Source organism: Pseudomonas sp. MN1F (genome assembly GCF_009391885.1).
Lineage (GTDB): Bacteria > Pseudomonadota > Gammaproteobacteria > Pseudomonadales > Pseudomonadaceae > Aquipseudomonas.
Map to the genome: position 1 here is coordinate 26,238 of NZ_VZII01000002.1, position 22,413 is coordinate 48,650.

The following is a 22,413-nucleotide window of genomic DNA, read 5'->3' on the forward strand; positions in this document are numbered from 1 at the left end:
GGCACCCAACATGCCCCTGCATGACGACCAAGGCCTGCAGCCCGAGCGCACGGCGTTGACCTGGGAGCGCACGGTGCTGTCTACCTTGGTATTGGGATGCATCGTTTTTCGTCATCCCCTGGCCCATTACGTTGCCATGACCACACTCATGCTCATGGCAGTGGCTATCGGCACCGTCTATTCGCTGTTGATTGGCGGCGGCTATCGCAGGTCAGCGCGGCACATCCGCGAAGAAAGCTCGGCCCCCCGACCGGGCGCTGTGGTGGCATTGGGGTTTGGCGTTGCGCTGCTGAGCATTGCAACATGGTGGAGCACCTGATCTCCGAGGAAACACGCACGCCCCTATGCAACGAGCTCTGCCAGGGAACCGCGTTTATAGGCTGGAAGACCGCCTTCGACTTTCGCGTAGTGCGGCTAAATCAGAGCAATCAAATCCTTCCATGGAATCACTTGATCCTTCTCGATAAGAAACAACTCATTGCGGGTCTGCTCACACATACCGGCGGACTCAGCATCGGCGAAGGTCATCTGCTTCATCGGGATAATCGGGTAGTTGGATCTGGGCAGGGCTTTGGCCAGGAAGTGGGTGCTTCTCATCCAGTATTTGGGAGTTCCAAAAAGATGCTCGACAGTCTGTAGCCGCAGCTTCATCTTTTCTGCGTCAATTTCCAAGTGGATCTGTACCGCTTCGCTTGATGTTCCGAGCGCTCCGGTGACTAGGTGTCAGCTGGAGGATAGCGCTAATGGCGGGCTGCCACGAGTCGGCGTCGACCTGAGGTATATCCGAAATACAGCATCGCTACGCCTACCCCGCTAAGAAATATCTCAACGTGCGCATAGCCAATGACCGGCGTATAAAGCACCCCGACTAGCAACGGCCCGAGTGCGCCCAGGCCATAGCCGACGCCTTGCACCATGCTCGAAAGTTCTGCCGCAACCTGTGCGTTTGCCGAGCGCAGCACAATCATGGTGATGGCAATGGAAGTCAAGGCACCTTGCCCGATGCCTTGTACCCCGCCCCACAGCCATACCGTGTCGAGCGGCGCGGACAGGCAGCCGAGAAAACCGACCGTGGTGAGCACCACCACAACAACATTGAACCAGGATTGATTCGGCAAGCGTGTGGCTATCAGCGGCCCGAACAGACAAGCGACCATTTGTAGCAGGATTGAACTGGAGACGATGACGCTGGACTCCAGAGGTGTCATCCCCCGCCCATTCAGAAACGGGGCGAGCCAGCCAAACACGGTAAACGAATACATCGATTGCAGCACCATGAACAGCGTGAGTTGCCAGGCTAGCGCGCAGCGCCACACCCCTCGTACGCGCGGCGCAGCCTTGGGTGCCAGCGCACTGCCCTTGGGCAGTTGGAAAAGCCAGCAGGCACAGGCTGCCGCTGCCGGCACTGACCACAGCGCCAACGCCGTCGTCCAGCCACCGCCCAAGGTGCTTTGCAGCGCCAGGGTGAACCCTGCGGCAGTCGCCGCCCCGCTCAACAGCGCCATGGAGTAGAGGCCGGCCATCAGCCCGGTGATCTTGGCGAAGTCGCGTTTGATAAGCCCAGGGAGCAATACGTTGATGATTGCGATGGCGCTGCCAATGACGATCGAACCGACCACCAGGCCGCTGACGTTCCCGGCGCCACGTATCAATAGCCCTACGGACAATGCCACCATCAATACCAATATCGTGCGCTCTGTGCCTATTTTGCGGGCAAGCCAGGGCGCCACGGGCGCGAACAACCCCAGGCAAAGTACAGGCAGCGTGGTAATTGCACTGGCGACGGCAGGCGTCAGGCCTAGGTCGCTGGATATATCGGCAAGCACAGCGCCGAGGCTTGGGTATGCAGTGCGAAGGTTGAAGGCTACGAAAATGATGCTGCAGACGAAATAAAAAAGCCGCGAACCCTTGGCAATTTTGCCAGGTTGCGGCAGCCCCCGTTCATTGCGAGCGTGCGCTGTAGTGTACTCCACACATGTCCTCCTTGAACCTTGGGCATGGACAACGACATACTGATAAAAAAAGCCGCACAGTTTCCTGTGCGGCTTGCTCGGTTACTTCTTGATGATGTTGTGTTCTGGGCCGTATGGGAACTTGGTGATGTTTTCAGCGCCGTTTTCATTGACGATCAGAATATCATGCTCGCGGTAACCACCCGCACCCGGCAGCCCTTCGGGCAGCATGATCATCGGCTCGATGGACACGACCATGCCAGGTTCCAGCAAGGTGTCGATGTCTTCGCGCAGCTCAAGACCAGCTTCACGGCCGTAATAATGGCTCAGGGTGCCGAACGAATGGCCATAACCGAAGGTGCGGTATTGCAGCAAGTCGTGCTCGAGGAAAATCTCGTTCAACTGATGGGCAATATCGCTGCAACGCATGCCTGGCTTGATCAGCTTCAGTCCGGCCTCGTGGACCTTGACGTTGACCTCCCACAGGCGCAGGTGCTCATCGGAGCAATGGTCGAGGAACAACGTGCGCTCCAGCGCGGTGTAGTAACCGGCGATCATCGGGAAGCAGTTGAGGCTCAGAATGTCGCCCTTATTGACCTTGCGAGAGGTTACCGGGTTATGCGCGCCATCGGTGTTGATACCAGACTGGAACCAGGTCCAGGTGTCCATCAGTTCGGAATCGGGGAAAGTACGGGCAATTTCACGGACCATGGCCTGGGTGGCATGCAGCGCCACTTCGTACTCAGGCACCTGGTCACGCAGAGCCTCAACCACCGCAGCACCACCGATATCGGCAACGCGGGCACCGTGACGAATGATGGCGTGTTCTTCAGCCGACTTGATCATGCGCATGCGCATGCATGGCGCGGCGACGTCCACCAGCTCGGCCTGGGGATAACGGCTGGCCAATTTGTCGCGGTTGACCAGGTTCAAGTGGTCGAACTCGATCCCGATACGTCCGGCCTTGGGCAAGGCTTGTTGAATCGCGACAAAGTAGTTATCGCGCTGCCAGTCAGTGTAGATGATGTTTTCGGTGCCCACGGTACGCCGCCATGGCTGGCCACCGTCGATGTTAGCGCTGATCGACACCACGGCGTCCTGAGTCACCACCAGGGCATAAGGACGGCCAAACGAGCAATACAGGAAATCGCTGTAGTAGTTGATGTTGTGATAAGACGTGAAGACGGCGGCGTCGATATTGTTCTGGGCCAGATAGCTGCGCAACTTGGATTGACGGTTGGCGTATTCCTGGTGCGAGAACGTCGGCTTAACTTTTTCGCCGTTTTGAATCTGTATTGTTTTCGGCATTTGCATGTCTTCACTCCTTGGTAGGTGATCAGTAGAGAGGCCCTGTTTTGGGTGCCACTGGAGATCATTCGAACAGATAAAAGGCGGCCTTTTTTGCGCGAATCCGACCCCTAGATGATCAGATCCGCCTTGCTGTAAACGCCGCTGTGGAAAGGACAATATTGCCCGCCACTGCCGTACAGGCCTCGCTGCGGCAAGAACAGGCAGAGGTATAGATGAGGGGGAATGAAGGAGAGGAAACGCGCGATGTCGCACCCATTGCAGGCGCGGATCAATATAATTATCGAGGCAGGTTCAGCTCTGGTAGCGGGTGAACACGCGCTACGGGGACAACCGGGCAACGCTGATCAATTCGGCCAATTCGCCGACATCGAGCGTGCGGCAGGTCGGTTTGGTCAGCAGCGCCAGCGATTCGCGGACACTGTCGTCGGTACACAACTGCAATTCACTGCCAAGGCACAGAATCAGCACATCGAGGGGCTTGGCCTGGCTCAGTTGCAAGGTGGCCGCCACGATGCCATTGTTGGCCTTCAGCGGCTGGCCCTCAAGGCTCAGTATCTGCCATTCGCAGACCACGCAGCGGGCCACGTCGTTGGCTTGGCGCAAGGGTTCCAGCGCAGCGGCCAAGGCATAGAAATCGAACCCTTCGGCCAGCAGGAAGCCAATACGCACGGCGCTGGCCAGGTTTTCGCTGGTTTCAGTCAATTGCTGCATGTACTGCCTCCTTCGGGTCAACTGGGCGTGGGTACGTCTACAATTGTCCACGCTGCCGCCCCTGCGCAGATGTCAGATATCGACCTCTAATTGCCACGTAAAATCAGCGCCCGCGCATCGTCCCACCCGACATGCACCCTCTGCCCGCTCTTGAGCCCAAGTAGGTCGTAATCCGCGTACGGCTTCTGCACTTGCAGTTCCAGCCCGTTGGCGGCTTCCAGGTATATGTTGACCATTGACCCAATGAATTCCTCCCCCATCACGGTACACGCCAGGCGGCTGGCTGTGGTCGGTTGCGCGGCGAGGTTGATATGTTCGGCACTGATGCACAGGGTGACCTCTTCCCCTACCGCAACAGATCGGTCTTCGGGCAAGCGTGCCAGAAAGCGACCATACGCCGAGTCCAGTTGCACCAGCCCGGTGTCGTCGAAGCCAAGCACAACGCCGCCAAGCATGTTCTTGCCGCCGACGAACTCAGCGACAAAACGGTTGTGCGGTTCGAAGAAAATATCCTTGGGCGTGCCAATCTGCTCAACCCGGCCACGGCTCATGATCACCACGCGGTCAGCCATGGCGAAGGCTTCGGATTGGCTGTGGGTGACATAGACGAAGGTGATGCCAAGGTCCTTCTGCAACCCAGTCAACACCGCCTGCATGCGCACGCTCAAGTGCGCATCGAGGGCACTGAGCGGTTCGTCCAGCAGCAGTATCGGGGGCTCGGTGACCAGTGAACGCGCCAGCGCCACCCGCTGCCGTTGCCCGCCAGAAAGCATGCTGATATCACGGTTGGCAAACTCGCCCAGGTCCAGGCGCTCTAGCCAGTGCAGGGCTTTTTTGCGCCGTTCAGCTTTGCCCATGCCGCGCATGCGCAAACCGAACTCAACGTTTTCAAGCACGCTCAGAAAGGGGAACAGCGCCAGGTTCTGCCACACCAGCGGGGTGTCCCTTTGCCAGGAATACAGGTCGTTGACGCGCTCGCCGTTCAAGCGAATTTCACCGCTGCTGGGCTTGTCGAGCCCGGCAAGCATGCGCAGCGTGGTGGTTTTACCACAGCCACTGGAGCCCATGATCGCGACGAACTCGCCCTTGTAGATTTCCAGGTTCATCGGTTCGACAGCGACGTAACTGCCGAAGTGTTTGGTCACGTTATCGAATACCACTAACGGTTGAGTCATGGGGAGCTCCTGCGTCGGCATGGGATGTTCAGCTTTTTTTGCCGTCAGCCGGTTTCTTCTGCCGGCGCATGAGCAAAACCTGGGCAACGATCGTCAGCGTGATCGTGGTGATGAAAACGATCGTGCCTATCGCATTGATGGTCGGGCTGACCTGCCCTTGCAAAGTATTGAGGATGCGCACCGGGACTGTCTCGTTAAGGCCCGAAACGAACCAGGCCACCGCGAACTCGTCGAACGACACGGCCATGGTCACGAACAGTGCGGCGAAAATGCTCGGGGCGGTGAACGGCAGGATCACGTAGCGCATGGCCTGCCATTGGCTGGCGCTCAGGTTCCAGGCGGCGGCCTCCAGTTGCGGGTCCATCTGCGCCAGGCGCATGCGAATCACCGCCATGGCGAATGGTGAGCACATGACGATGTGGCAGATCATGACGGCATACAGCTCGCCGGACAGGCCGATTCGCGACAAGAACGCGAGCATCGCCAGGCCCAGAATCACCACCGGAATGGTAGGAGGCAGCAGTGCCAATGCCATGTACACCGACTTGCCAAAAAAGTGATAACGAAAGTCGGTATAGGCGGCAGTGAAGCCCAGCAGCGTGGAAACCAGCGATACCACCACACCGACGACCAGGCTGTTGTTGAAGGCTTGCCAGACTTGCGGGTCGGCGGCAATCGCTTCGTACCAGCGCAAACTGAAGCCACCCAGGGGCAAGGATGGGAAGCGGTCGACGTTGAAGGAAAACACGAAGCTGCCAATGATAGGCGTGAGGATGAACAAGAACACCAGGACGACGAAGCTGCGCAGCATGAAGTTGATGACACGGTGTTCGTTCATGCGCGCCTCCTATAGGCGTGGCGAACCATCAGGAACGCCGTGGCCAGCAAGGTCACGATCATCGTCGTGGCAATAACCGCCGCGCGTGGCCATTGCTGCCCCGATTTGGTCGTGTCGGTAATCAGGGTGCTCAAGGTTGGTGGTTGGCCGCCCCCCAGATAGAGCGGGCTGACAAAGTCACCGAAGGTCATGATGAAACAGAACAGTGCGGCGATGACGATGCCGACCCGCGCCGATGGAATCACTACCCCAAATACCGTGCGCAGACGGCCCGCGCGCAAGTTGTGGGCAGCTTCGATCAGCGTGCGGTCGATGTACATGAGGCTGAACAACTGCAGCAACACCACCAGCGGCAGGCACAGGGTGAAGTAACCCACATAGCTACCAAAACTGGTATTGAGCAAGGGCAACGGCCCAATCCCCAGCAACGCCAGGGCGCTATTGAGCAGCCCCTGGTCACTGAGAAAGACTTGCCAGGAATAGGTGCGCACTAGGTAACTGGTAAAAAATGGCGTGATCAACAACAGCACCAACCATTGCCGGGTCGATTCGCGGAACTTGAAGGCAATGGTATAGGCGCACGGAAAGGCTACGGCACTGATCAGCACACTGGCCCCCGCCGCCATCGCCCAGGTGTGCAAGTAGGCATCCCAGAAGTACTCGCGGCTGAACAGGTACTTCCAGTTCAGCCACTCGAACGCAGGGACCATGCGAAAGTTGCGCACCAGCCAAAAACTGATGGTCAGCAGAAACAGCAAGGGCGCTACAAAAAACAGTAACTGCCAGACCAGTATCGGCAGCGACAGGATCAGCCCATACCCCGGTAAGCGCCAGGTGCGCTTGCCGAACTGCCCACGCGTGCGTGCAGGCTCCTCACTGGCGGGCAGTGGGGGCGATAGCTTGTTCGAAATCATTACGCCGCTCCTGTGTAGGCGCCATCAAGCGCCCTTGTACTGCGACCAGAAGTCGTTCCAGTCCTCCAGGCTCTGCTGCATGGGGAGCGCGCGATACTGAATACGCCCCTCGCGGATGTCGTCCATGACATTGCGCTGGCCCAGTACCATGCCTTGGCGTCTGGCTTCGGCAAGGTCGGTCTTGTTCAGCAACTCCCAGCCGCGCTTATTGGGAATCAGCGCCGGGTAAGCCTCCATCTTCGCCGACTTCACCTGGCCTTCAGGGGAGGTGATGTATTGAATGAACTTCTTCGCAAGTTCCGGGCTGCGGGCTTTCTTGGCGATGCAATAAGACTCGGTCCATTGCAGGCCGCCCTCCTCGGGTATCACTGTTTTTACCGGTGCCCCGGCACGCTGCAAGACCCCGGTAATCCAGTCGCCAATGCCACACATCGCGTGGATCTGGCCGTTTTTCAGGGAGGAGAAGGTACCGCCATAATCGAAGAACCCGGCCACTTGTCCGCGTAGGCTCATGGTTTTGTCCTGGAGCCTCTTCCAGTGCGCCGCGTCGATGTCGTAGGGCAGCCTGTTGCCATTGAGCAAACTGATCTGGCCCAGGTTTGGCAGGTGCCAGTCGAAGTGGCCGACCTTGCCCTTGAGGCTATCGTCCCAGAACACCTGGTAGCTTTTCGCCTTGGACTCCGGCAGCAACTGGGTATTGAAGGCGATACCGAGAAAGCCGAAGCGGACCATGACCGAATACAGTTCATCGCCCTGCCAGTGCCCTGGAAAGTGCTGAAACTCTGGGTAGAAGTCATCGAAGGGATAATCGGCAGGGTCCAGTCGCTCGATATAGTCGGCGGCGTTGAGTTGTTGCACATACTCGGCATCCGACAGGATCAGGTCGAAGGTGCCCGGTGGTGACTGCGAAATGAGCCCCAGCATGTTATCGCCGCCGGTGTAGTACTTGGCCCGCACCTTGACCCCATGCTCGCGCTCGAAATCCGCGACGATGTCGGGCGCGGCGTGGCCTGCCCACGCCAGTATCACCAGTTCTTTTTCGGCTGCGGCAAAGGTTCTGTTCGGAAGTACCCCGGAGAGCGCCGCCACACCGGCCAAAATGCTGCTGTTCTTGATGAATGTACGGCGTGAAAAATCGGCGCGACGCGTCATGGAGATACCCTCGGTAATCAAAAGTGCCTTGGCCCAGCCGCGCTTTCGCCCCGCTTCCCCAAGGTTTTCACCGCCTGTGTGATTACCGATTGCAGCAGATTGCCATCAGGGCAAGTTGTGTTTTTCCGACCTGTAATTTGTCAAATTCGCCCCCTGCCCCACCCGACCCACCTAGATCGCAGGTCCGTCAGCATTTGTCAAATTCAGGTCGGGAACTGACAAGTGAATGTCGTTGTGATCTGATCAAATCGTTGCATGTACTGGCTCGCTGCAAACGGACTACTTCAACGAATACAAGAATAAAGAGAGATAACCGATGAACGAAAGCGTAGTGGTTGGCGAACTCACCTGGCCTGAGTACGCACAGAAGGTAGCTTCCGGCAGCACGATTTTCTTGCCGGTGGGCGCCTTGGAGCAGCACGGTCATCACATGTGCATGGAGGTGGATGTGCTATTGCCTACCGCCCTGTGCAAGGCAGTAGCGCGAGAAGTCGACGGCTTGGTGTTACCCGCCTTGGCCTATGGCTACAAGTCACAACAGAAGTCGGGAGGTGGCAACCACTTTCCCGGCACCACCAGCCTGGATGGCGCAACGCTGACCCATACCATCCAGGACATCATCCGCGAACTCGCCCGGCATGGGGCGCGCAAGCTGGTCTTGATGAATGGCCATTATGAAAACTCGATGTTCATCGTCGAAGGCATCGACCTGGCGCTGCGCGAACTGCGTTATGGCGGTATCACCGATTTCAAGGTGGTCGTTCTGTCCTACTGGGATTTCGTCAACGCGCCGGCGGTCATCGAAGAGCTCTACCCCGAAGGTTTCCTCGGCTGGGACATCGAACACGGTGGCGTTTTCGAAACTTCACTGATGCTGGCCCTGCACCCTGAAAAGGTCGACCTGAGCCGCGCCGTCGACCACCCTCCGGCAAAATTCCCACCTTACGATGTCTTCCCCATCATCCCTGAACGCACCCCCGCCTGCGGAACGCTTTCCTCGCCTAAGGGCGCCAACCGAGAAAAAGGCGAGTTGATTCTGCGAGTTTGCGTAGAGGGCATTAGCAGCGCTGTGCGGGAGGCCTTCGACCTGCAGAAATAACACCGATCTCCAGCCCAGAGCAGCACCGCCGTTCGCAGTTCACCCTCCCTCAAGAATAAAAAGGGTAATTAGCATGTCCAGCAACTCAACTCTGGCCCCCGGCCTCAAGCAGCGCCACGTCACCATGTTGTCAATCGCCGGCGCTATTGGCGCCGGCCTCTTCATCGGCTCGGGGCATGCCATTGCTGCAGCCGGTCCTGCGGCAATTCTCGCGTACATCATGTCTGGCACACTGGTCGTTCTGGTCATGCGCATGCTCGGAGAAATGGCGGTGGCCTCGCCAGATACCGGGTCATTCTCCACCTACGCCGAGCGCGCAATGGGACGTACAGCAGGCTTTACCATTGGCTGGCTGTACTGGTGGTTCTGGGTGCTGGTCATTCCAATCGAAGCCATTGCAGCAGCGGCCATTCTGCATGCCTGGTTCCCTGCGATAGAAACCTGGGAATTCGCACTGGTGGTGACCGGTTTGCTGACCGTAACCAACCTGTTCAGTGTGGCGCGCTACGGTGAATTCGAGTTTTGGTTCGCGATGCTCAAGGTTATCGCGGTGCTAGGGTTCATTGCTCTGGGTGCATTGGCACTGACAGGCGCGCTGCCCGATATTTCAGTTAGCGGTGTGGTCAACCTGAGTCATGAGTTTGGTGGTTTCATGCCCAACGGCATGACCGCTGTCATCGGTGCCATGCTCACCACCGTGTTCAGTTTCATGGGAACCGAAATTGTCACCATTGCCGCCGCCGAGTCGAAAAACCCCTCCAAGCAAATCACCCGTGCCACCAATTCCGTGGTGTGGCGAATGGGGATCTTCTACATCGTCTCGGTGTTCCTGATCATCTCCATCGTGCCCTGGAACGACCCCATGCTGGTGCAGGTCGGCTCCTATCAACGGGCCCTTGAGCTGATGAACATCCCGCACGCCAAGATGATCGTCGATATCGTCGTGCTGATTGCCGTTGCCAGTTGCCTCAACTCGGCCATCTACACCGCATCGCGCATGGTCTATTCGCTGAGCAAGCGCGGTGACGGCCCTCGCGTTCTGCAGCGCACCTCAGCGGCGGGCGTGCCAGTGATTGCAGTGCTGGCCAGTACCGCAGTGGGCTTCTTGACCACAGCACTCAATTACTTTGCTCCCGACGAGGTGTTTTCCTTCCTGCTGGCAAGTTCGGGGGCGGTAGCGCTTCTGGTCTATCTGGCAATCGCTGTTTCGCAATTGGTTCTGCGTAAACGGATGGATAGCCAAGGTACTGCGCTGGACTTCAAGATGTGGCTGTTCCCCTGGCTCAGCTACCTGGTCATCTTCTCCATCATCAGTATCTTGACGATGATGCTGATGATGCCAGGGCATCGAATGGAAGTGGTGGCAACCGGTGCGCTGGCGTTGTCCATCGTCTGCATGAGCGCCATTTTCTCGTCTAGAAGGAGCACTTCGGCCACGGTGGCGAGCAAGCCTGCCTGACCAGGCCAACTCATTACCCACCCTGCGAAGGCGTTACTTTCGCAGGGTTTTTTGCTTTTCGCCGGGGCACCTCCCAATGCTAAGGCACTGCGTGTACTATCACTCGGATAAATGCATCAACCTAAACATAATGAATTGCCGATTTACGACAAACAGACGCAGAGCACGTCATTTTTGCATTCAAGGAGTCATATTGATGGGTACGTTGAAATCCTCGCCGTCGGCACCGGCATACCCTGTCAATGATGCCCCGCCGCTGAAGGTCGTCGGTTTCCTGGTCATTCCCAATTTCACCACCATTGGCTTCGCCTCGGCGGTGGAAACCTTGCGCATGGCCAACCTGGCAGCACGCAAAACCATGTTCCAGACCCTGATCATTGCAGCCGACATGGAGCCAGTGAGTGCCAGCAACGGCATGCGAATCCTGCCCGATTTCAGTATCAAGGATGCCCCAAAGCTGGACATGCTGTTCGTGGTGGGCCCAAACCCGATAGTCTCCGACCACAATACCCGCCCCATCCTCAACTGGCTTCGCAAGTTGGCACATGACCAGGTACCATTGGGCGGAATTTGCACAGGCAGCCATTTGCTAGCGCGCGCCAATCTGCTCACGGGTTATCGGTGCACCATCCACTGGGAAGATATCGAGGCGCTAAAAGAGCGATTTCCCGGCATTATCATTTCCAACCAACTGTTCGAGCTTGACCGTGACCGTTTCACGAGCTCCGGCGGCGTGGCCTCCATGGACATGATCCTACAACTGATTGCCCGAGAACCTGGCGGACGGGACATTGCCAGTCATGCGGCTGAACTGCTGTTATGTGATCGAGTACGTGGTTCGCAAGAGCGCCAGCGCGTGCCTTTGCGGCAAAAGCTCGGCACTTCTCAGCCCAAACTCAGTCAGATTGTTACAATCATGGAAGCCAACCTTGAAGACCCGATGACCTTGGAAGAGCTTGCAGAACTAAATGAGATCTCGGTTCGGCAAATGGAGCGTTTGTTCCACAAGCATCTTCAAAACACACCGAGTCAGTATTACTTGGAACTACGCCTGACACGGGCTAGGCAACTATTGCTACACAGTGAATCCCAAGTGCGTGATATCGCCCTCGCCTGTGGTTTCATTTCGCCAGCACACTTCTCAAAGTGCTACAGTCGTTTCTTTGGTGTCTCACCAATCGGCGAGCGGAAAAAGGTAGTCTCTTCACTTCACTGAACAACCCTGTCGTTAGTTTTCGTGGCGCGGCCCAGGATTTCCTCGCCATGCTCCCCTCAGCTGGCCCGCAATGTGAGGGCATCCAAGTGAATGTGCGCTCCACGAGGGCGCCACCACAATTCTGCAGGGGAATCTCGGTCATTCCGCACAGTTTTGGACCATCACTTGGATCTGGCTAGATGTCATGCCATTCAGGACGAAGCGGACTACGCTTGCTACGCAGGCGCGCATTGATGATGTTCATGTCATTATTCCTTACCTCGGGCGACAGACATGTGCCATACCATAATAGCGATCGAAGCATTCATACGAAAAAGTGGATCGTCCAGGGATTTTCCACTCAGTTGTTCGATGCGCTGGATACGTTGATTGATGGTGTTACGGTGAAGTCCCAGGCGCTGGGCAGCCTTGAGCCCGTTGCCATTTTCCTTGAGCAAAGCGTCGAGGGTATGCACGAGTACTTTAGGGTGTTTACGGCCGGGCACGAACAACGGGCCGAGTGTCTTTTCGACGAAGTCGTCGATGAGCGTGCGGTCGACTACCCCCTGCAGCAAACCCAACACGCCCAACTCGTTGAAATCGCAGTAACCGCTCTCCGGGCGCAGTTTCTGCGCCACATTCAGCGCCTGGCGCGCTTCGTTGAGCACTCGGCGGTAATGACCACAATCTTCAGCAACCCTCGACAGGCCCATGTACATATCCAACTCCCCTGCCACTCCGATCAGTTGCCGACGCAACGTGGTCAAGGCTGCCGGCAGGTCATCGGCATCCGCCAGCAGTAGCACGAAGAGGTCGCCCGGCATCTCTACCGTCATCGTTCCCGGGCGGCTGCGACCCCAGGCTTCAAGTTGGTCTTCCATGGACTGGCGAGTGGCTTGCCACAGCTGCTCGCCTTGGGCCAAGCCTTGGCGCTCAAACAGCGTCTCGATACCTGACAAGCGCAGCACGACCAGTCGCCGTGGAATATCAAGCATCAGTTGCAGATGCGCAGCCCGCTGTCGGGCAATGGCCAGACTCGGGTAATCTCCGGTCAGCAACTGGCCGAGAATGTGGTTACGTGAGCGCCGCACTTGAGTCATATGCATCAGGGCCGTATCGATCAGGTGGGTCACAAACACCAACTTCAGCGGAGAGGGCTGCTCGATCAGCGACAAGCCCAACTGTTCAGCACGAGCGATCACTGCAGACGGGATGCACTGGGGAAACGGGCCTCCAGTAAGAACCACCATCCCGGCAATACCCAACACAGCACCAGTCTCGACCAAAGTGAGTAGCTTGCGTTCGTCACATAGGTAATTGATTTCCGAAATAAATACTAGTTCGCCGCCCATTTTACACGCGGTGATACCCTCATTTCCCGCCACGTAGGACCAGCATACTCGCCGTTGCAAGTAAAGCTCGCCTGCACGGACCCTCATGTCTTCCAAGCCGGGCAGGTTCAGGACCTCACTCAGAGTCAAGCTCATGGCTCGACACCCGCCAGGCTCTGCATCTGACGCCCTCTAACTGGCTCGCACATGAGAATGTCGGGCTGTACCATGGCGTCACTGCTCGCCGAAGATATCAACTTTAGAAATTGAAAGGACATGCCAGTACTGCTCCTACGCCATGACCGAATTGCGCATGCGGTTAAGTCTCAGCAAGTTCATCGACGACCATGCCGGGGACTTGTAATAGAGATGCTACCTGAAATCGTTCATGATCACTCCCTCAAACGGCGAGATGACTGCGATCAACAGCACCAAGTATCGAGATGCCCTCCCGTACATTCCATCTACTCTCACGACTTTGGAGATAATCCCATCAAGCTTCATGCACTCGACGACCACGCGGACGTATGACCAAGTTTCCGGTGGAGTGATGCTCACCCCCTATCCAAACGTTACAGCTTAGTGCTCGCTTTCTCTACGATCTCTTAGCAACATCTACGTGAGCAACCGAGCGGCCTCGCCCTGCTGGTGCTCAACACTGCCCGGTATCAAGCGACATCACTGACCGTGCCCGCCGCCGCACGCCGCTACACCTTGCAAGCAACCAACGCTGACCGACAAAACGGTGACGTTCAATGGCAGACTCCTAAAGCTCGGCACCAACGATGAAATGCCGACAATGGACTTTGTGCCGACCAAAGCCGGCAAACTGGCCCTCGAGTCGGCAAGCGATACTTTCCTGAGCCTGCCATCCGCTGGAAATGAGACCTGCAATTACATTAGCCCTGAATTGGCCGGCCTCTTTCGGCCGTCTGGTGGTCATCCCGGCACTGCCCACCTTTTACCAAATCTACCACGAGATCACGCTGGAGATCGGCATCGGTGACCGAATGATTGATCTGGTACAAGAAGGCGTCGATTGTGTGGTCAGAGTCGGCGAACTGTCGGACTCAACCTTGGTCGCGCACCCTTTGCCCCCGTTGCGCCAGGTCACCTGCGGTAGTACCGACTATGTGGCCCGTTATTGCCTTCCCTCCAAGCTCGAACAACTCGAAGGGCAGCGTTGCGTGGACTACCTATCGGCCACCACCGGCAAGCTGCAACCTTTGGAGTTCTGCGTCCACGGCCAGGTGTTGCTTCGCACCCTGCCAGCCAGCCTGGCGGTCAACAATGAAGAATCTTATGTGGCTGCCTGCGAGGCTAACTTCGGCCTCGTCCAAGTCCCTTATTACCATGTCGCCCGTCAACTGGAACACGGGAGCTTGATCGAAGTACTGCCCCAGCATCGACCGCCGGATTTACCCATCACCATCCTCTACCCCCACCATCGACGTCTAACGCCACGCTTGCGGGTGTTTATCGACTGGCTGGATGCGCAGTGCAGAAACCCAAACATTTGAATACAACCTCAGGCGTGGTGATCAGTCAGTACGGTGCGATCTACTGAAAGCCTGCTGCTTTCGGTGCGAATGATCCTGTGTGACTGGATAGGAAGTCGAATCAAGGCTTGCCACCTGAAATCACATCCAGCGAGCCCGCAATCTTAATCTGCTGGTGCGAGTATCGGTGCTCGCTAGTCGTTTCACATCTGAAGCAGGTAGAGGTTTGTGCGAACATCGTGAAATCTCAAAAAGCAGTAGGATGGGATAGCGTAGGAACTGTGAAATACAATGACTGTTATAAAATATCAGACGTATCAACTTATTGCGGGACGAACGGAAGCGGAGTTATTGCGCTGAAATTCAGTAGAGATAACGCAAATGGCAGCACAACACCTTAAAGCTCTTGACCAAACCGACTAGCAAGGCGGTTTTTATTAGACCAAAGTATTATTGCCTTGGGTAAAGAATTATTTTTAGTGTCGTGAAACACCAAAAGCAGGAAGCAAAGGATGCGACAGAAATTATCGAAATCCATAGCATTTCATCGGTTCAGGACTGGTATTTCGACTTGGACAGTGGAAATGACCCAAACGATTATAAGGGAATTGTCTGCTTGGCGTTAGTCACCACTATGGATCTCGACGATGAAGACCATAGGATAGAAAAGAAAATTGTCCCGGTAGAATCACAAGACTTTTATGCTTTTCGAGTCGGAGAGATTTACCAACTAAAATGTGAGGCTCTGGTCAGAGGGAATCACATTCGAATGCGCAATCCAAAATGATACGCGCTTTGCGCCGTGTTGGTTGGAATACCAATGGCGCATTCCAGAGCAAAATTTTAAGTGCATATGTGAACAGCCTTTGCCAAGATGTTCCCTCACGGGCTATTATCCCTGATATAGTTAAATTCCAACTTTTGTCTCACCAAGACTTTCGTGCGATGGCAAATAAATTGACAGCCTTGTAGGTTGTGTATATGCTTGGGAAAAGAGGAGTGCGTGGCAATGGATAAAGCAAAGGATTATGAAGGCGCAGTCATTCAGATCAATAATTCAATTCGTGAATTAGAAAAGATAATTCTATCCGACCGAATCGAAGGGGTTAAAGTCTTAGAGTTTTTCCTTTCTTTCAATCCTGCAATATTTAATCAAGACGATTTGAGCATTAAAATGGATGCATGGCGATTTCTTGATGGGCATTGCAAAGCTCATGCACGCCTGATTGTTGAACAAAGCATATCCTTTGATATACCCATCTGGAAAACCTATCGGGAGAAAATCCAAAAGGTGATTGACCTTAGAAGAGAAGTTTTCTCGGTCTAAGCAAAATTATTGGATTAGGAGGAGAAGGATTCGCCAAGATGCTCCCCTTACGGGGTTGTTTAACCAAAGGCAAAAGCATCATCCTCTCCAGTGTAGAACATCCCTCGGGCCATTTCTGGTGGGATTTCTATTTGCTGTTCAGTTCGTAGCAGGGACTGCTGAAAATCAGCCAGTAGTTTAGGCGCAACCAAAACCTTACCTATTGTTATATTCGACCTCCTATGATTATCCCAATGCCATTCTACCAATTTATTCAACGAAAACTCATGCTTTTTGAAACTGAGAGTAGATTCTTCGTTTTCACCACCGAACTACATACGCTGAAGAGCATTTAGGTTTTTACTAAACTGACGACCATGAACAAATTTATCAAATACTACGGCAAGGGCAGGAAGATCATCAACCTGATAGCAAAAGAAGCATGCACTTACACGGTCTAATTTGAGATCACCAAGATAGTACTGATTGGTTATACCACTATAAGAGAGACTTTTTCGCTCCCATTCACCAGCGTAACCCTCCCAAAAACTATCATTTTCAATACGATAAATATCAAAGCCCTGCTTTATAGTCAGCCTGGTCTGCATTTCGCTTTTTAGTCCCTTGTTAAGGGTGAGATTGTAGATTTTAAATGTCATGTAATGCCTAATATTGTTGTTTTTATATCGTAAAACTTAAAGTTAAAAAATCAAGAGCAAGACAATGATTTAATGGTCTTTCGGTGCTGGAAATTGCAAGAGCAAAACCATGTCTAAAAGGCAGATTCAAATAATACTTACAACCCCCTCACCGCAGTATCCCCTTAGATAACAGGACGAAGTAGTTCACCCTACTTGCAACCCCCAAGCTTGCTGCCTTTGTAACTTCTTACGCTTGCAATAAGTCGTTTTGCCTATTCCTAACTTTTCCCATGGCTTAGTTCGAGCATCACTATTCTTCTGTTCACTCGCTCCACGCTGCCTGCGCTCCCATATTTTCCTTTCTTTTCCTCGGCGTGCTCTTTCCACTGGATCAATGATAGTAATCATGTGTTGTTGTTCCTCCGGCGTGATATTGAAAGCACGTATCAGCGTTGAATTACGGGGAGTGTAGAGTGGCTTATAGCTTTCCCCATTAAACTCGACCTTCTCACCTCTGCAATGCTGACAGACCTTCTCAAACACGGTTCCAAGCGCCGCTTCTTCCCAATCACCATTGGGGAAGAACCTCTCTGCTACGGCTTTGGCCTCAACCCAAAAGTTCATACTGTTGACCTGGAAGCTCATACCCATGAAATTGAGTGACCAGAACAGGAACAGCATGCGCTGTCCTTCCTGAACGCCACCACGGAGGCTCGCCAAGGTGCGAAGGTCTGTAACCGATCCATGAACCCCACCTACCGCAAGGTGGAAGCCAAGGTTACCGTGGCATCTCTGGCGAACAGTTCCATGGCAGCAGCGCTTCGTAGTCTGCTACTGACGACGCATGCGGCAGTCGCTCAAGTACGTGGCGCAGCCACGTATAGGACTCTTGGCCGTTGATCTTGGCGGTTTCGACCAAGCTGTAGATCTGCGCGCTGGCCGTGGCTCCCTTGGGCGTGTCACTGAACAGCCAAGCCTTGCGCCCGATCACAAACGGCTTTATGGCCCGCTCTGCCAGGTTGTTGTCGATCGGCAGGTGGCCCGCCTCGACGTAGCGTTCCAGGCGGTTCCAATTGTTTGCCAGATAATGCAACGCCTTGCCCAGTACGCTTTGCGGTGTCACTTGCGAGTGCGTCTTGTCGAGCCAACTTTTCAACTGCTCAAGGATCGGCAGGCTTCGTTCCTGACGACCGATAAATCGATGTTCATCGCTGGCATCCTTGAGGTCGCGTTCGATGCCATACAGTTTGTTGATCATCGTCAGCTCAACATCGGCGCGACCGGTCTTGCCCTTGGGCTGCACCTTCTGCGCTTCGACGAATTTACGCCGGGCATGCGCCATGCACGCCAGTCGTTCAACACCCGGCTGTAGCGCCAACGCGTTGTAGCCAGCGTAATCATCGGTCATCACGCAGCCGCGATAGCCCTCCAGCAGGCGCAGCGACACCTCCTGCGCGCGACTGGTGGTGTAATCGAACAGCACGACTTGTCGATCAGGCGGGCCACTGGCCTGCACCCACATCCAGGATTGACTGGTCGGATCACGATCCGGCTCTTTGAGCACCTGCACTCTAGTTTCGTCGCAATGGATCACCGGGCTTTCCAGCAAGCGGTCACGCATCAGGTTCAGCAATGGCTGAACGTGTTCGCTGCACTGGATGACCCAGCGGGCCAGGGTTTGCCGGGGAATCTCGATACCATGTCGGCTCAGCACCGTCTCGAAGCGGTGCAACGGTAGGCCATCGACGTACTTGGTGGTCAGCAACATGGCCAGCACGCTGGGACTGGCCATGCTCTTTTCGATCAATTGCGCCGGCTTGCCAGCGGTGAACGGCGCAGTTTCGCAACCACGGCAGCCATAGACTTTGCGTACGTGTTTGAGCACACGGATCTGCATCGGCACGATGTCGAGCTGTTCGCTGGTTTGCTCGCCAATCACGTGTTTGCGGCAACCACAGGCGCAAGTCAGTTCGTGATCGGGCAAGTCATGAATGACTTCAATACGTGGTAGGTCAGCCGACAGGGGTTTGCGTTTGCCACGCGGCTCGGTCGGGGCAACAACGTCTTCGTCGGCATCATCAGCGGCAGGTACCCACTGGCTTTCAGGTTCGTTAAACAACGCCAGTTGGGGTGTGTTGGACTCGACGGTTTGCTCGACTTGCGATTGAACAGTCGGTCGCGCAGCAGCTTGACCTGTTCTTTAAGATCGACGATCTGGCCTTTATCGACCGTGCGCTCGGCCAACAACTGCGCAAGCAGTTGTTTGAGCGCGGCAGGGTCGTCAGGAAGGTCATCGGGCACTGAAATCATGGCCCGGATTATACCGGCTCAAGCGACGAAACGGGGTGTCAAAACCTGATGCGGACGGTTGCGCCAGAGATCGAAACCGTCGAGTAGCCAATTCAGTTCCTGGACGGTCAGAATGATAGCTTCGTCGGTGGCGTCGGGGGAGGTTTTGAAACGCTCGGCTTCGAGGCGCTTGAGCCAAAGGCAGAAGCCGTTGCGCTCCCAGTACAACACCTTAATGCGGTTGCGGGCTTTATTGAGGAAGACGAAAAGTACCGGGTCGAACACGGCGACTTTGATATCCAGTTCGACCAGGGCAGTGAGCCCGTCGATGGACTTTCGAAAGTCCACGGACTTGGGATAGAGGTAGACTTTTTCGACTTTGCTGTCGGGACGCATCATGGTGGGCTGGCTCCAGAAAGAAATCGGGAGCGCAGCATCGTGAATCAGGTGGACACTTGGAATGTGGGGATGATGGATCCCTTACATTTGTCCAGCGCCTCGGACTTGTCCGAGGCTTTGGTTTTTAGCCGGATTTGTCCGGCTGGCCCTGACTTGTTAGGGCCAGCATTTGGCGCTGGATTTGTCCAGCGCCGTCACGCATAGCGTGATGGTTGAAAATGCTCATATAGCCCCTATGCAACCCCACAGAGATATGGCATAAGGCGGAAATAGGGAATCATGGGTGGTGCGGTGCGCATGAAAAAGCTCGAAAAAAGCACTCTGTGCTATTTAGCTGGATGCCTGACAGTTGGAGTGCTGTTCTCATTTGGAGTGACACAGCTTTTATGGTTGGCTAGTGCAGATAACAGGATAGAGTCCCACGCTAAGGTTATTCTCAATCATGCCGAAATGGTCGCAGGAAACCTTACAGCTGCACTTGATGAGCTAAACAATACCTCTGACGAGTCTTGCGGGCTAACTGACCTAGACACGTTAAAACGAGTTTTATATGAATATCGCTTTGTAAAAGATGCAGGGCGAATAAAAAACAACACTATTACTTGCTCCGCTATGTGGGGCGTAATCCCTGCTTTCAGGTTGGCTGGTGAGGGTAGACTTACGAAAAACAATGTTAGGCTGTGGAGTGCAGCTTCAAGCTATTTTCCCGGCGCAATAAAAATTGATGTTTCAGCAAAAGAAAACTCATTTGTGGTTACGTCACCCACCGCATTTGCACCTTTTGAATCACCGCCAGCAGAATTAAATGCATTTATTGTCTCTCGTGACGGCAAAACCATCATGCGCACGTTCGGCGATTTTCAGCAAGGAAATATCCTAAGCAGCGCATCTGCAAGAGTGTGCTCTGAAAAATACGACATTTGTGTTAGCTCGAACATTCAAGCAAATGTTTTCAAGGCCAGCAAACCTACTCTTTTCCTGTTTGTCGCATTAACTGGCTGTTCTTTGGGCTTGTTGGCTTTCTATGCTGCCCACCAATATCGTAGAGTTAGAAACTCACTTTCATATCGTTTAAAATACGCTATTAGAAATGGGCTAATATCAACTACATATCAGCCAATTGTTCATGGCAAGACCGGCAAGGTTTCCGGGTTCGAAGTTTTGGCGCGCTGGCACGATAAGAAATTCGGATCAGTCCCTCCAAATGTCTTCATCCAAAAAGCGGAAGCTCTTGGTTTGCAAGAGAAGCTGAACAAGCTGATTGTTAATAGGGCTTTGGAAGAGTGTTCGAGAGGCCTGGCTTGCCATCCGGGAGTATATTTGAGTTTTAACATTGAAACCAAGGACCTGCTGGATGGCGGTCTAATTCGACACATATCAGATACAGCAAGAAGTCACGGCGTATCAGCTAGCCAGATTGCAATTGAAATTCTTGAAGGGGCAACGGCTGAAATTAGCCAGGTCGAACAAAAAATTGAGTCCATTCGAGCTTCTGGTTATAAAGTATTAATTGACGATTTCGGCTCAGGATATTCAAGTCTATCCTATCTGGCCGGGCTCAATGTTGATATTATAAAAATTGACAAGTCGTTCTCAAAAGCTGCTGGAACAGACTCTCCGGCAGCAGTAGTGCTGCAAAAGATTCATGAAATAGCAAAAGCTTTAAACGCAAAAATAATTTTTGAGGGCGTGGAGACGGAAGCTCAGAAAAAAGCAATTCTTGATTTCTGTCCTGATGCACTTGTTCAAGGATGGCTATTCAGCAAGGCATTGCCAATTAGCGAACTTACTGAAAAAGTCAGATCGCAAAGAGCTAGGGGTGAAGCGATGAATTTTGCACATGAATAAATTTTATATTAGCCCTAAAAGGTGCCCAATCTTTGATTGGGTGCGTTTTAGAGCTGGTAGCGATTTAGAGATGGGGGCTTCTTTTCGGCAGTGTATCCATTCGGGGTGAAACTGATGCGGTCAATGTGCTCATCAGCCAAGTGAACATCCATGATGAAATGTTTTTCTTAGTAGGCGTTATAGTAATTCTTACGTTTTGACCGATTAGAAAATTATTTACTCGCATTCGCCCATGCTCGTTCAAAAGGAGCTTGTAAATTTCCATAACGTTAAGCATGGATTTACTGACCAGATGCAGCGAACTAATTCTTAGGCTAATCTCATTATGCTTTGCTTTAAGCTGGTCCAAGTCGTGAGCTACTTCCTCAATTTTGCTTAGAATGTATTTTTTGGCCGTTTCCGAGGCATTAGTAAGAATGTCGAAATTGCTTGCTAACGATTTTTCCTGTTGAAGAATTTTTCCAGCTAGCTCTTGCTTTTCATTTTCCAGCGACTTAATATCCTTAGGCTTTGGTATTATTCTGTGAAATGGGATAAGAGATTGGTAGGAAAGGAATATTTCCTCTATTCGTGCATATCTATATCTGACGCCTTTTCATGGTGATGCATACGTGCAGCGCCCAGCCAATGAGGCCGAGCACACCAAGTCAACATACTCTCTTTTTTGTGCGTGGTAACGGAAGCCCGAGCCACAGGCACAAAAAACAATCCCTCGTAAGATGTTTTTGAATTCTGCGACCTTCCGCCCTGCAAGTTTTGGGTCTTGTCGCTCACTCAATTTTGCGCCGACTCTATAAAACTCTGACTCTGAAATTACTGCCGGATAATAGCCTTTAATCTCTTTTTTGACCTGAATCGGCTTACCTGATTCGTCCCACTCCATAGCGATAAAAGACCCGTAAATTGCGGGCTGTCGAAGAACCTTCCCAACAATGCTTTCAGTATATTTCTTGGGGAAGTTCATCTTGTTTAATTCTTGGGCAGTTGCTCTTGCACCCATTTCAAAACAGAGTTCTGCGGCACGTTTCACGGCTTCTGCATGTTCGTTAAGGATGAATCCCTCATCAACATAGCTGATCCAGAAAGGGGTCGCACTGCAACTGAACATGCGTCCGCGTAAGCGCTTCGACTTCAAATGCCCAATCGAAGTTATGGGCGAGGTGATGCAGAAGGCCATGGCTATGCGGCATGATGCTCCAGCTTCAATTCAATGACCGTGTTGCACTCAGCTCCTGCAACCGCCATTTGATCAATTGGATGCCAGCAGCCACGGCTGCGTGTGGCTGCTGGCATT

20 protein-coding genes and 3 pseudogenes are annotated in these 22,413 nt (G+C 53.8%); 9 read left to right on the forward strand and 14 right to left on the reverse strand.

What is annotated here, in order from left to right:
• The first annotated feature begins 10 nt into the window (after positions 1 to 10).
• Positions 11 to 319 carry a DUF202 domain-containing protein gene (locus F6X59_RS00310; RefSeq protein ID WP_042132572.1) on the forward strand — a complete coding sequence of 103 codons (309 nt, stop codon included), beginning with the start codon at positions 11 to 13 and terminating at the stop codon, positions 317 to 319.
• Between the two features lie 98 nt (positions 320 to 417).
• On the opposite strand, the pseudogene F6X59_RS00315 reads toward F6X59_RS00310, so the two are convergent.
• The 8 genes and pseudogenes from F6X59_RS00315 to F6X59_RS00350 all read right to left on the reverse strand — a co-directional run.
• Positions 418 to 537, reverse strand: a pseudogene (locus F6X59_RS00315) (IS5/IS1182 family transposase); the annotation flags it as partial.
• Positions 538 to 740: 203 nt separating this feature from the next.
• Positions 741 to 1,973, reverse strand: coding sequence for an MFS transporter (locus tag F6X59_RS00320; protein ID WP_196171641.1), 1,233 nt, complete (start codon positions 1,971 to 1,973; stop codon positions 741 to 743).
• Between the two features lie 81 nt (positions 1,974 to 2,054).
• A complete protein-coding gene (locus F6X59_RS00325) occupies positions 2,055 to 3,266 on the reverse strand; it encodes a M24 family metallopeptidase (protein ID WP_152953881.1) in 1,212 nt (403 codons plus the stop codon).
• Between the two features lie 315 nt (positions 3,267 to 3,581).
• Positions 3,582 to 3,974, reverse strand: coding sequence for a hypothetical protein (locus tag F6X59_RS00330; protein ID WP_075045744.1), 393 nt, complete (start codon positions 3,972 to 3,974; stop codon positions 3,582 to 3,584).
• 86 nt (positions 3,975 to 4,060) lie between these two features.
• A complete protein-coding gene (locus F6X59_RS00335) occupies positions 4,061 to 5,149 on the reverse strand; it encodes an ABC transporter ATP-binding protein (RefSeq protein WP_075045745.1) in 1,089 nt (362 codons plus the stop codon).
• Between the two features lie 28 nt (positions 5,150 to 5,177).
• The gene (locus F6X59_RS00340; protein ID WP_028699712.1) at positions 5,178 to 5,987 is read right to left on the reverse strand and encodes an ABC transporter permease; all 810 of its coding nucleotides are present in this window, start codon (positions 5,985 to 5,987) and stop codon (positions 5,178 to 5,180) included.
• Positions 5,984 to 6,901, reverse strand: coding sequence for an ABC transporter permease (locus tag F6X59_RS00345; RefSeq protein ID WP_024717429.1), 918 nt, complete (start codon positions 6,899 to 6,901; stop codon positions 5,984 to 5,986). The genes F6X59_RS00340 and F6X59_RS00345 overlap by 4 nt, the downstream gene beginning before the upstream one ends.
• Before the next feature lie 24 nt (positions 6,902 to 6,925).
• Positions 6,926 to 8,053, reverse strand: a complete 1,128-nt coding sequence (locus tag F6X59_RS00350) for a spermidine/putrescine ABC transporter substrate-binding protein (RefSeq protein ID WP_152953882.1) — start codon at positions 8,051 to 8,053, stop codon at positions 6,926 to 6,928.
• Positions 8,054 to 8,369: 316 nt separating this feature from the next.
• On the opposite strand from F6X59_RS00350, the gene F6X59_RS00355 reads away from it, so the two are divergent.
• The 3 genes from F6X59_RS00355 to F6X59_RS00365 all read left to right on the forward strand — a co-directional run bounded on the left by F6X59_RS00355 (position 8,370) and on the right by F6X59_RS00365 (position 11,827).
• Positions 8,370 to 9,152, forward strand: a complete 783-nt coding sequence (locus tag F6X59_RS00355) for a creatininase (RefSeq protein ID WP_016488025.1) — start codon at positions 8,370 to 8,372, stop codon at positions 9,150 to 9,152.
• Between the two features lie 73 nt (positions 9,153 to 9,225).
• Positions 9,226 to 10,611 (forward strand): GABA permease, encoded by a 1,386-nt coding sequence (gene gabP, locus F6X59_RS00360; RefSeq protein WP_075045747.1) that lies wholly within the window; start codon positions 9,226 to 9,228, stop codon positions 10,609 to 10,611.
• Positions 10,612 to 10,807: 196 nt separating this feature from the next.
• A complete protein-coding gene (locus F6X59_RS00365) occupies positions 10,808 to 11,827 on the forward strand; it encodes a GlxA family transcriptional regulator (protein ID WP_070094692.1) in 1,020 nt (339 codons plus the stop codon).
• Positions 11,828 to 12,075: 248 nt separating this feature from the next.
• Here the strand turns inward: F6X59_RS00365 and F6X59_RS00370 are convergent, their stop codons facing one another.
• Positions 12,076 to 13,293, reverse strand: a complete 1,218-nt coding sequence (locus F6X59_RS00370) for a PucR family transcriptional regulator (RefSeq protein ID WP_075045748.1) — start codon at positions 13,291 to 13,293, stop codon at positions 12,076 to 12,078.
• Between the two features lie 725 nt (positions 13,294 to 14,018).
• On the opposite strand from F6X59_RS00370, the gene F6X59_RS00375 reads away from it, so the two are divergent.
• The 3 genes from F6X59_RS00375 (at position 14,019) to F6X59_RS00385 (ending at position 15,963) form a co-directional block, all read left to right on the forward strand.
• Positions 14,019 to 14,657, forward strand: coding sequence for a LysR substrate-binding domain-containing protein (locus F6X59_RS00375; protein WP_152953883.1), 639 nt, complete (start codon positions 14,019 to 14,021; stop codon positions 14,655 to 14,657).
• Positions 14,658 to 15,120: 463 nt separating this feature from the next.
• On the forward strand, positions 15,121 to 15,423 hold the full coding sequence (locus tag F6X59_RS00380; protein ID WP_152953884.1) for a hypothetical protein: 303 nt from the start codon (positions 15,121 to 15,123) through the stop codon (positions 15,421 to 15,423).
• A gap of 222 nt (positions 15,424 to 15,645) precedes the next feature.
• Positions 15,646 to 15,963, forward strand: coding sequence for a hypothetical protein (locus F6X59_RS00385; RefSeq protein WP_028699719.1), 318 nt, complete (start codon positions 15,646 to 15,648; stop codon positions 15,961 to 15,963).
• Between the two features lie 311 nt (positions 15,964 to 16,274).
• Here F6X59_RS00385 and F6X59_RS00390 read toward each other — a convergent pair whose 3' ends face one another.
• The 4 genes and pseudogenes from F6X59_RS00390 to tnpB form a co-directional block, all read right to left on the reverse strand.
• Entirely contained in the window at positions 16,275 to 16,601 is a 327-nt protein-coding gene (locus F6X59_RS00390) for a hypothetical protein (protein WP_152953885.1), read from the reverse strand.
• Positions 16,602 to 16,787: 186 nt separating this feature from the next.
• Entirely contained in the window at positions 16,788 to 17,264 is a 477-nt protein-coding gene (locus F6X59_RS00395) for a hypothetical protein (protein WP_152953886.1), read from the reverse strand.
• A gap of 97 nt (positions 17,265 to 17,361) precedes the next feature.
• Positions 17,362 to 18,893: pseudogene (locus F6X59_RS00400) on the reverse strand (IS66 family transposase).
• Positions 18,894 to 18,911: 18 nt separating this feature from the next.
• A complete protein-coding gene (tnpB, locus tag F6X59_RS00405) occupies positions 18,912 to 19,271 on the reverse strand; it encodes an IS66 family insertion sequence element accessory protein TnpB (protein WP_028699721.1) in 360 nt (119 codons plus the stop codon).
• Between the two features lie 297 nt (positions 19,272 to 19,568).
• Between tnpB and F6X59_RS00410 the strand changes: the two genes are divergently transcribed.
• Positions 19,569 to 21,119 (forward strand): EAL domain-containing protein, encoded by a 1,551-nt coding sequence (locus tag F6X59_RS00410; RefSeq protein WP_075045751.1) that lies wholly within the window; start codon positions 19,569 to 19,571, stop codon positions 21,117 to 21,119.
• Between the two features lie 595 nt (positions 21,120 to 21,714).
• Here F6X59_RS00410 and F6X59_RS28515 read toward each other — a convergent pair.
• Entirely contained in the window at positions 21,715 to 22,227 is a 513-nt protein-coding gene (locus F6X59_RS28515; RefSeq protein ID WP_075045752.1) for a recombinase family protein, read from the reverse strand.
• Here F6X59_RS28515 and F6X59_RS00420 point away from each other — a divergent pair.
• Positions 22,208 to 22,333 (forward strand): annotated as a pseudogene (locus tag F6X59_RS00420) (IS30 family transposase); the annotation flags it as partial. The gene F6X59_RS28515 and the pseudogene F6X59_RS00420 sit on opposite strands and share 20 nt — an antisense overlap.
• Positions 22,334 to 22,413 lie beyond the last annotated feature (80 nt).

Coding starts and splice junctions, on each gene's coding strand:
- F6X59_RS00325 (WP_152953881.1), bottom strand. CDS start 3,266: ATGCAAATGCCGAAAACAATACAGATTCAAAACGGCGAAAAAGTTAAG.
- F6X59_RS00345 (WP_024717429.1), bottom strand. CDS start 6,901: ATGATTTCGAACAAGCTATCGCCCCCACTGCCCGCCAGTGAGGAGCCT.
- F6X59_RS00395 (WP_152953886.1), bottom strand. CDS start 17,264: ATGCTGTTCCTGTTCTGGTCACTCAATTTCATGGGTATGAGCTTCCAG.
- F6X59_RS00375 (WP_152953883.1), top strand. CDS start 14,019: ATGAGACCTGCAATTACATTAGCCCTGAATTGGCCGGCCTCTTTCGGC.
- gabP (WP_075045747.1), top strand. CDS start 9,226: ATGTCCAGCAACTCAACTCTGGCCCCCGGCCTCAAGCAGCGCCACGTC.
- F6X59_RS00335 (WP_075045745.1), bottom strand. CDS start 5,149: ATGACTCAACCGTTAGTGGTATTCGATAACGTGACCAAACACTTCGGC.
- F6X59_RS00365 (WP_070094692.1), top strand. CDS start 10,808: ATGGGTACGTTGAAATCCTCGCCGTCGGCACCGGCATACCCTGTCAAT.
- F6X59_RS00390 (WP_152953885.1), bottom strand. CDS start 16,601: ATGACATTTAAAATCTACAATCTCACCCTTAACAAGGGACTAAAAAGC.
- F6X59_RS00330 (WP_075045744.1), bottom strand. CDS start 3,974: ATGCAGCAATTGACTGAAACCAGCGAAAACCTGGCCAGCGCCGTGCGT.
- F6X59_RS00355 (WP_016488025.1), top strand. CDS start 8,370: ATGAACGAAAGCGTAGTGGTTGGCGAACTCACCTGGCCTGAGTACGCA.
- tnpB (WP_028699721.1), bottom strand. CDS start 19,271: ATGATGCGTCCCGACAGCAAAGTCGAAAAAGTCTACCTCTATCCCAAG.
- F6X59_RS28515 (WP_075045752.1), bottom strand. CDS start 22,227: ATGTTCAGTTGCAGTGCGACCCCTTTCTGGATCAGCTATGTTGATGAG.
- F6X59_RS00385 (WP_028699719.1), top strand. CDS start 15,646: ATGGATAAAGCAAAGGATTATGAAGGCGCAGTCATTCAGATCAATAAT.
- F6X59_RS00370 (WP_075045748.1), bottom strand. CDS start 13,293: ATGAGCTTGACTCTGAGTGAGGTCCTGAACCTGCCCGGCTTGGAAGAC.
- F6X59_RS00350 (WP_152953882.1), bottom strand. CDS start 8,053: ATGACGCGTCGCGCCGATTTTTCACGCCGTACATTCATCAAGAACAGC.
- F6X59_RS00310 (WP_042132572.1), top strand. CDS start 11: ATGCCCCTGCATGACGACCAAGGCCTGCAGCCCGAGCGCACGGCGTTG.
- F6X59_RS00410 (WP_075045751.1), top strand. CDS start 19,569: ATGAAAAAGCTCGAAAAAAGCACTCTGTGCTATTTAGCTGGATGCCTG.
- F6X59_RS00340 (WP_028699712.1), bottom strand. CDS start 5,987: ATGAACGAACACCGTGTCATCAACTTCATGCTGCGCAGCTTCGTCGTC.